Annotated in this window: 6 protein-coding genes; 5 read left to right on the top strand and 1 reads right to left on the bottom strand. The window is 71.6% G+C overall.

The features are described from left to right. Window positions 1-62 precede the first annotated feature (62 nt). Window positions 63-803 carry a Type 1 glutamine amidotransferase-like domain-containing protein gene (locus ACFV2J_RS32795; protein ID WP_385442038.1) on the bottom strand — a complete coding sequence of 247 codons (741 nt, stop codon included), beginning with the start codon at window positions 801-803 and terminating at the stop codon, window positions 63-65. A 296-nt stretch (window positions 804-1,099) separates the two neighbouring features. Between ACFV2J_RS32795 and ACFV2J_RS32790 the strand changes: the two genes are divergently transcribed. From ACFV2J_RS32790 to ACFV2J_RS32770, 5 genes are all read left to right on the top strand, one after another. Continuing rightward, window positions 1,100-2,038, top strand: coding sequence for an Ig-like domain-containing protein (locus ACFV2J_RS32790; protein ID WP_385093539.1), 939 nt, complete (start codon window positions 1,100-1,102; stop codon window positions 2,036-2,038). A 344-nt stretch (window positions 2,039-2,382) separates the two neighbouring features. After that, complete coding sequence (locus ACFV2J_RS32785; protein WP_385093533.1) at window positions 2,383-3,033, top strand: hypothetical protein; 651 nt, start codon at window positions 2,383-2,385, stop codon at window positions 3,031-3,033. Window positions 3,034-3,039: 6 nt separating this feature from the next. Further along, complete coding sequence (locus tag ACFV2J_RS32780) at window positions 3,040-3,693, top strand: DUF5987 family protein (protein ID WP_385093530.1); 654 nt, start codon at window positions 3,040-3,042, stop codon at window positions 3,691-3,693. Further along, window positions 3,690-5,279: an FAD-dependent oxidoreductase gene (locus tag ACFV2J_RS32775; protein ID WP_385093528.1), complete on the top strand. Its 1,590-nt coding sequence runs from the start codon at window positions 3,690-3,692 to the stop codon at window positions 5,277-5,279. The genes ACFV2J_RS32780 and ACFV2J_RS32775 overlap by 4 nt, the downstream gene beginning before the upstream one ends. A 77-nt stretch (window positions 5,280-5,356) precedes the next feature. Beyond that, window positions 5,357-8,209 carry a TIGR03767 family metallophosphoesterase gene (locus ACFV2J_RS32770; protein ID WP_385442033.1) on the top strand — a complete coding sequence of 951 codons (2,853 nt, stop codon included), beginning with the start codon at window positions 5,357-5,359 and terminating at the stop codon, window positions 8,207-8,209. Window positions 8,210-8,355: the final 146 nt, after the last annotated feature.

The raw sequence follows: 8,355 nt of genomic DNA, 5'->3' as shown, positions 1-8,355 counted from the left end.
ACCCGACCCGCCCCCCCGCGGCCGAGGGCCCCGCGCCGGGCGGGACCGCTTCCGTCGCCCTTTCACGCGGGCGCCGGGGGACGCTGTGGTGCGACGAGCCGGCGGCAGGGCAGGGCCCGTTCGGTGACCCCGCCCTCGCCGTCGGGCTCCACCCGGTACAGCAGGGACCGTGGCGTGCGAGTCACCGCGTCCGTCAACAGGCCGTCCGTGAAGAGGGCACCGACGCCGTCCTCCACCGCCCAGCCGGCCGGAAGCGCTCCGGTGGCCACGGCCGTCCGGTAGGACGGGCGACGCCCCGGCTCACTGTCGTAGTGCGGGCAGACCGATCCGGACAGCAGCCCCAGCCCGTCCGGCAGATGCGTCAGCGGTCCGAAGGAGTCGGTGTGCGACCCGTCCGCCCAGCAGTTGGCGCCGGCGCTGACACCGCACAGAAGGGTTCCGCGCTCGTAGGCCTCGCGCAGCAGCCGGTCCACCCCGTGCGCGCGCCAGACCGCCAGCAGGTTCGCGGTGCTGCCGCCACCGACATGGACGACGTCCTGGGACAGCAGGAACACACGAAGGGCGTCGTCGTCGAGCTCGCGCCGGAACAGCGAGAGGACACTCGGTTCACAGGCGCGCGACCGGTACGCGGCGAGAAACCTCTCGACGTAGACCGGGGAGTCACCACTGGCCGTCGGGACGAAGCACACCCTGGGCCGGCTGGAGCGCACCTGGCCCAGCACCCAGTCGTCCAGCAGACCGTCGGCGTCGGTGGAGAAGCCGCCCCCGAGCAGAGCCAGGCGACGCGTCGGAACGACAGCCACGGGGTGCCTCCTCGGTTCACGGTCCCGATGCGGACGGTGCTCGAACTCTGCCGAGCCGGAGGCCGCGTCCGCAATCGAAATCCGGCCGCCGGCCGGTGGCCGCGAACCCGCGCACGCACCCTGCCGGCCCGCGCGCACCAACTCTTGGGACAGGTTTTACGCGATGCGTGCAACTGTGACCCGCACCGTCGCAGTCTGACAGTGAGTCGGGCCCGTCAGGGTCGTGGGGCGAGAGAGTGGAGCTGGTCGTGGGACGGCGCAAGGGTGGCATAGGGATCGCACTCGTCACGGGTGTGATGCTGCTGGGTGCGAGTGCCTGCGGCGGGGGCGGCAGTGACAAGGCGGGCGGGAGCGACGCGAAGCCCTCGGGCAAACCGAGCGCGAGCGCCTCCCCGTCGCCGACGAAGCCCGCGGGTCCGCCGATGCTCCTGGAGACGATCACGCCACAGACGGGAACCACGGTCGGCGTGGCCATGCCGATCTCGGTGGTCTTCACGAACCCGGTGGCAGCCAAGGCGCGGCCCGCGGTCGAGAAGCACATGAAGGTGAGCGCCTCACAGCCGGTGGCCGGCGCCTGGCACTGGTTCGGCGACAAGCGCGCCGACTGGCGCCCGAAGGCGTACTGGCCCTCCGGTACGACCGTGCGGATCGACGCCGACATGAAGGGCGTCAACAACGGCAACGGCCGTTACGGTGTGCGCAGTTACACGCACACGTTCAAGGTAGGCGACGACGTGCGCGCGAACGTCTCGGTGACCGGCCACACCATGAAGGTGACCCGGAACGGCGCGGCGGTGCGCACCCTGTCGATCAACGCGGGCAGTGCCCAGTATCCGACGTGGAACGGCACGATGGCCGTCATCGACAAGCAGGAGAAGGTCCACATGACCTCCTGCAGCGTCGGTATCAGCTGTGACAAGGGCAGCCCCAACTACTACGACCTGACGTTGCCCTGGGACGTCCACCTCACCCAGTCCGGCACCTACGTGCACTATTCGACCGGCGACCCGAACCCGGGCAGCGGCAGCGCCCGTGGCTCGCACGGCTGCGTCCACCTGTCCATGTCGGACGCCAAGTGGTTCTACGGCCAGGTGAAGCAGGGCGACCCCGTCACCATCACCGGCTCGCCCCGTGCCAAGGCGCCCGCCGACAACGGCTACGCCGCCTTCAACCTGGGCTGGGACCAGTGGCTCGCGGGCAGCGCCTCCGGGGAGGCGACGACCGCGACGCTGTGACATGCCGTGGTGACGCGACACACCGCGGTGACGCGACATGAGTGACCGCCCTGCACGACCGTACCGCTGTCGACAGCCCCGGCCGGGATCCGTCCCGGCCGGGGCTGTCCGCGTACGCGGCACGTCTCCCCGTCGCAACGGATCCCAACAGCCGTAGTGCGTGGCACAGTTGACGGCAGTCTTCGCGACAGGCCCAGTGGCTCAGTCACTGACCCACCTCTTGTACTGGCCGGTAGGTGTGCCCCATGCTCGGTCTGTCGGCCGCTCCGCACAGCGCGTTCTGACGGCGGCCGGTCCTGAGTGACGTTCACCCTGCTCCGCCTACGGGAGGTCCCGTGTTTCCCTTGCGCCATCGTGTCTCCGCAGCCGGCTGCGCGCTGCTTCTGGGAGCGTCCGCGGCACTGCTCGCGAGCGGCACCGCCGTCGCGGCACCGTCGAAACCGGTCGTCCGGGAGAGCCAGGTCCGGCAGCTGCCCCGCTCGGCGGGGGCCGTCGACACCGCCGTGGGTCCGTTCACCGAGCCGGGGTTCGCCGCCGGCTGCACCTGGCACGAGTTCGGGGAGGGGGAACAGCCGCCGTGGTGGCTGACGTTCGCCGACCCGCTGTGCGTGGAGTACAGCAAGCGGGACATCACCGTCGACGACGGAGGGGCCCTGCGGTTCCTGGTGGCCGAACCCTCCCGGTTCGCACTCGCCATGGTGACCTGCCACTACTACCAGAAGGACCACTGGAGCGTGCAGTCCACGCACGGCGCGACGCCGTGGGTGGCCTGGGACGGCCAGTACTGGTGGGACAAGGCGGCGAGACGGGCCGGAGCCCGGCTGACGAACTTCCGCGTCGACGGACACACCGTGGGCGTCGGGGACGCGGTCACGGCCCTCGAACCCCTCTTCCCCGACGTCGCCCGCGCGCTGAGCGACTACGGTCGGGCGGCGGGCGAGACCGGGCTGACCGTGTCACTGCCCTACGACCTGCGCTGCGCACTGGCCGGGTGAGCCGCCATGACCGGGCCCGACCGGCGATCCATCCTCAAGGCACTGGTCGCCACGCTCGCGGGACTGTCCGCCGGAGGTCTGGACTCGCCTCCGGCGGCCGCGGCCGCCGCCTCCGAGAGCTGGACGACACAGACGCTCGAAGCGTTCGCCGACACCCTGATCCCGGGTCAGCGCCGCTTTCCCGGTGACGTGGTGATCGCCGGTGCGGTCACCGGGCCCGGTGCGGTACAGGCCGGTGCCGTCGGCCTCCTCACCTCGCCGCAACTGCCGGTGGCGCCGCTGCTCCCGGCGATCGCGGCGCTGCTGGACGCGCGCGCCGTCGCCTATGCCGCCCTCCGGCTGATCTGGCTGCCACCGACCCTCCCGCCGTTCGTGGGCCTCTCCTTCGCCCACCGTACCGCCCTGGTCGGCGGCCTCTTCGACCCCGATGACCTGGACCGGCCGATCTGGCAGGTGATGAGCCTGCTGGTGGGTCTGGCGTTCGACACCGCAGGGCAGCAGGACACCGTCGAGGCACTCGGCCAGGGCCATCCCGGACTGACGTGGCTGCGCTTCCCCGAACCCGATCCGGACGGCCTCTGGCGGTTCCCCGACTTCTCCTACGGCCGTCCGCTGGCGGTACTTCATCCGCACACGACCGCTTCGGGGAGCCCGGCATGACCGTACAGACCACGGACGTCCTGGTGATCGGCAGCGGCTTCGGCGGCGCGATACCGGCCTACTACCTCGCGGCGGCCGGAGCGCGCGTCACCGTGCTGGAGCGCGGCCCGCGCGCGGCCGCCGCCGACTTCACCCACTCGATGCGCCTGGGCACCTACAACAAGATCGTGGACGTGATCAGGGGCGACGGAGTCGCGGTGGTCGCCGGCAACTGCGTCGGCGGCGGCAGCGTCGTCTACTTCGCCGCCTCACTGCGCGCGCCGTCCTTCGTCTTCGAGCGCCAGGGAAGCCTCGGCCGCCGGCTGTGGCCGGCCGCCCTGACCCGGGCGGCCCTCGACCCCTGGTACGACCGGGTCGAGGAGGCGCTGCCGGTCACCCGGACCGACTGGCCGGACGTGTCCTACGCCGGCGGGGTCCTGGCCGCCGCCTGCCGGCGGGCCGGGCACACCTGCAATCCCGTGCCGGTGGCGGTCGACACCAGCACCTGCACCAACTGCAACTGGATGCTCTCCGGCTGCCGTTTCGACGCCAAACGCTCCCTGCTGCTCAACTACCTGCCGGCGGCCGAGGCCCACGGCGCGGACATCCGCCCGCTGCACGAGGTGCAGACCGTCGCCCCGTCGCCGCTGCCCGGCTACCGCTACGCCGTCGGCCACACCGTCCTGGACGCCGACGACTACAGCTGCACCGCCCAGGCCGGCGTCATCCACGCCAAGGTCGTCGTCCTCGCGGCCGGTGCCGTGGGCACGCCCGTGATCCTCCAGCGCTCCGCCCTCCTCCTGGGCGGCGTTCCGGCCGCCGTGGGGCGCTACTTCTCCGGCAACGGCGACCGCGTCAGTGTCGCCGACATCGACGAGGACAAGGCGCGCTCGCTGCTGGGGCTGTCGCGTCCCGACGGGTCCGCCTACCAGGGGCTGCCCGTGGGCCGGCCCATCACCGCCGCCACCTACGACCACCTGGACCCGACCCTCCCGGAGTACGGCCGCTTCACCCTCCAGCAGATCTACTTCCCCCCGCTGACCAACCTGCTGGCCCAGTCGGCCGGTTCACCGGCCTGGTTCGGCGTCGAGAAACGGAACATGCGGGCCCGGTGGCGCTCATGGCTCACCCTCCTCGCCATGACCGAGGACGACAACGAAGGCACCTTCGGGGCCGTCCCGCTCACCGGCGGCTTCACCCGGCTGGCACCGGGGCTCGGCCAGGGCACGATGACCTACCGCCCCACCTCCCGAACCCGCCGGGCATGGGACCGGGCCGACACCGCGCTGCGCGACATCATGGAGAAGGACGGCCTGTCCCGGGTCCGCCCGTGGAGCGAGGACGTCGCCGGCACCGTCACGGCGCATCCGCTCGGCTCGGCGCGGATCGGCGACGACCCCGCCACCAGCGCGCTCACCGACGGCCATGAACTGCGTGGCCACAGCGGGCTGTTCGTCACCGACGGCGCCGCCGTGCCCACGTCTCTCACCGTCAACCCCTCACTGACCATCGCGGCCCTGGCCGAACGCGCGGTCGCCGCGATCGTCGCCCGTACCGCCGACGCCGGGGTCGCGCTCCGCCGCGACGTCCCGCTTCCCGGCCGTTGAGGGGCCGGTGGAACGGGGCGGAACGGAATGGAACGCCGGAAGAGGAGAAGAGTCCGACCTTTCCTGGGAGACATGGCGTGGGTATCTCGCGAAGAAGGCTACTGACGACGACCGGCGTGGGTGTGGTGGCGGCGGCCATCGACGCGGGCGGGTTCCGCGCCGCCGCCGAAGCCGCCGCCCCGGTCCACGCGGGCAGGGCGGCGGCCGCCTCCGCACCGGACGTGCCGGTGGCCACCACGTGGGACCGGACGGTGCAGCGGGCGAGCTACGCCCAGGGCGCGGGCTACCAGCGGCTCGTCGCCGGGCCGGGAGAGCCGCACACCATCCGGACCGACCTCTGGTCCCGCTTCGGTCCTCCGACGCTGGCGCTGGCGGCGTTCGCGCAGATGACCGATCTGCACATCGTGGACGACCAGTCGCCGGCCCGCCTGGAGTTCATGGACCGCTACGCCGACGCCGGCGCCCCGCACTACGCCTCCTACCCCACCGACTCCGCCTACCGGGGCCACGAGTTCCTGTCGACGCAGGTCGTCGACGCGATGTGCCAGGCCCTCGCCGGCATCGGCAAGGGACCGCGGAGCAAGAAGCCGCTCCAGTTCACCATCGTCACCGGCGACGCGGTCGACAACTGCCAGCACAACGAGAACCGCTGGTACATCGACCTGCTCGACGGGGGCCGGACCATCGTCCCGGACTCCGGCCGCATCGGCCTGGACCAGGGCTTCTCCAGCGGCGCCCTGACCGGCGGCGGCACCGGGGACGACCACTACTACTACCCGTCGGTGCCCCCGCAGCAGATCCCGGGCAACCGGTACACCGGCACGTCAGGACTCGGATTCCCCTACGTGCCGGGCCTGCTGGACGCGAGCGGCGCGGTGGGCGCGGCCCGCCGGCCGTTCGTCTCCCACGGCCTGGGCATGCCCTGGTACGCGGCGTACGGCAACCACGACGGCCTCTGGCAGGGCAACGAGCCCATCGACAACAACCTCGTCGACGTGCGGGGCATGACGGTCGGCACCTCCAAGACCACCGGCACCTCCGCCGACCTCCCGGACGACTACAGCGATCTCGGCACCTTCGGGAAGCTGATGGTGGCCTGGGACCTGGAGGGAACCAGGGTCGTCGCCGACCCCGACCGCCGGCTGCTCACCCGCAAGGCCTTCATCCAGGACCACTTCGACACCGCCGGCCTGCCGGTCGGTCACGGGTTCCAGGGCGTCGGGATCGACAAGGCCTACTACGCGGTCCCGTCGTCCTCCGGCGACCTGATCCGCTACATCACGCTCGACTCGACCAACACCAACACCGACGGCTTCGGCTCCGGCGCCGCGGGCGGGTCGATCGACACCGACCAGCTCAACTGGCTGGAACAGCAGCTCAGGGCCAACAGCTCTCGTTACGTCGACACCAACAACCGCGTCGTCACGCGGAGCGGCGTGCAGGACAAGATGTACGTCCTCTTCTGCCACCACACCCTCAACACCATGGACAACCTGGACGACGGCATCTTCGGCGGCGTCTTCGGCGACCGGCACACCGGCGACGAACTCAAGGCCCTGCTGCTGCGCTACCCGAACGTGATCGCCATGGTCAACGGGCACACCCACGCGAACAAGATCGTGCCCCATCCGACGCCGGCCTCCAGTCCGATCGCCGGTGGTTTCTGGGAGATCTCCACGGCCTCGCACATCGACTGGCCGATCCAGAGCCGCATCATCGAGATCATGGCGAGCCCCGACGCACAGAACGCCGGCGAGTTCGGCTCCGCCGCCGGGCCCGCCACCCTCTCGATCTTCACCACGATGGTCGACCCCGCCGCACCCCTCTCCTTCGGCGGTGACACCAGCACTCCCGCGCAACTCGCCTCCCTGGCACGGGAACTGGCCACCAACGACCCGCAGGAGGTGAGTCACGGCATCACCAACCGCATGGGCGGCAACCAGGACCGCAACACACAACTGCTCCTGCCGGCCCCCTTCCCGCTGCACGCGCCACTCCCGTTCGGCTCCCCGATCGCCACGAGCCGCAACAAGGACGGCCGCCTGGAGCTGTTCGGCACGGACGCGCAGGGCAATCTGTGGAACACCGGCCAGCAGACCGTCGGTGGCAGCCTCCAGCCCTGGACGAAGCTCGCCACCGGACCGGGATGGCGGTGCGTCACCGCCGGCAGTCACCAGGACGGCCGGGTCGAGGTGTTCGCCATCGACCAGAACGGCTTCGTGAACCGTCGCGCGCAGACCGTCGCGGGCAGCAGCACCTACACGGCGGCCCAGCCGTTCGACTCCGCCTTCACCTCGGTGACCGCCGTCCAGGACCAGTGGGGCGGCATGCAGGTCTACGCGACCCGCAACGACAACACCATCCGCCACCGCTGGCAGGACTTCCTCAACGACGACACCCCCTCGAACGGCTGGTTCACGCCCTGGACCCAGCTCGGCGGCACGGCGATCCAGCTCGCCGTCGAGACCGGCTCCGACGGGCGCGCCGTGCTGGTCGCGATCAAGGAGGACGGCCTTCTCATCCAGCGCAGGATGAACGTCGCCAACGCGCAGACGGAGAGTGAGTGGGGCGGGGTCTCGCCACTCGACGGCATCCTCGACTCCATCGACATGGCCCGCAACCTCGACGGCCGCCTGGCGATCTTCGGCACCAATCCCGGCGGGATGCTCTGGCGCCGCTTCGAGACCGCCCCCGCCGCCGGCACCTGGCAGTCCTGGGCCCAGATACCGACCCAGTTCGGCGGCACCACGCTGCGGATGCGCCACGTCGCCGCCGAGCGCAACGGGGCCGGGAGGATCGAGCTGTTCGCCGTCGACGACACGGGCACGCTCTACCACTGCACGCAGACCGACCCCAGCAGCACCGGCTGGTCGGCCTGGGAGTCCTGCCAGTTCCAGCTGCGTCCCACGCACAGCATCATCGGGCTGTGACCGGCCGGGCGACACCCGAACCGAGCCGCACCTCCGCCTGAACAGGTGCCGGGGGGGGCCGCGCCCGCCCGGGGGCGGGGCGGGCGCCGGCGCGCGCACCCCCCCCCCCCCCCCCCCCCGCACCCCCCCCCCGCCCCCCCCGCCGC

This window comes from Streptomyces sp. NPDC059668 (genome assembly GCF_042734135.1).
Taxonomy (GTDB): Bacteria; Actinomycetota; Actinomycetes; order Streptomycetales; family Streptomycetaceae; genus Streptomyces.
This window is presented reverse-complemented; position numbering and strand designations above follow the sequence as displayed.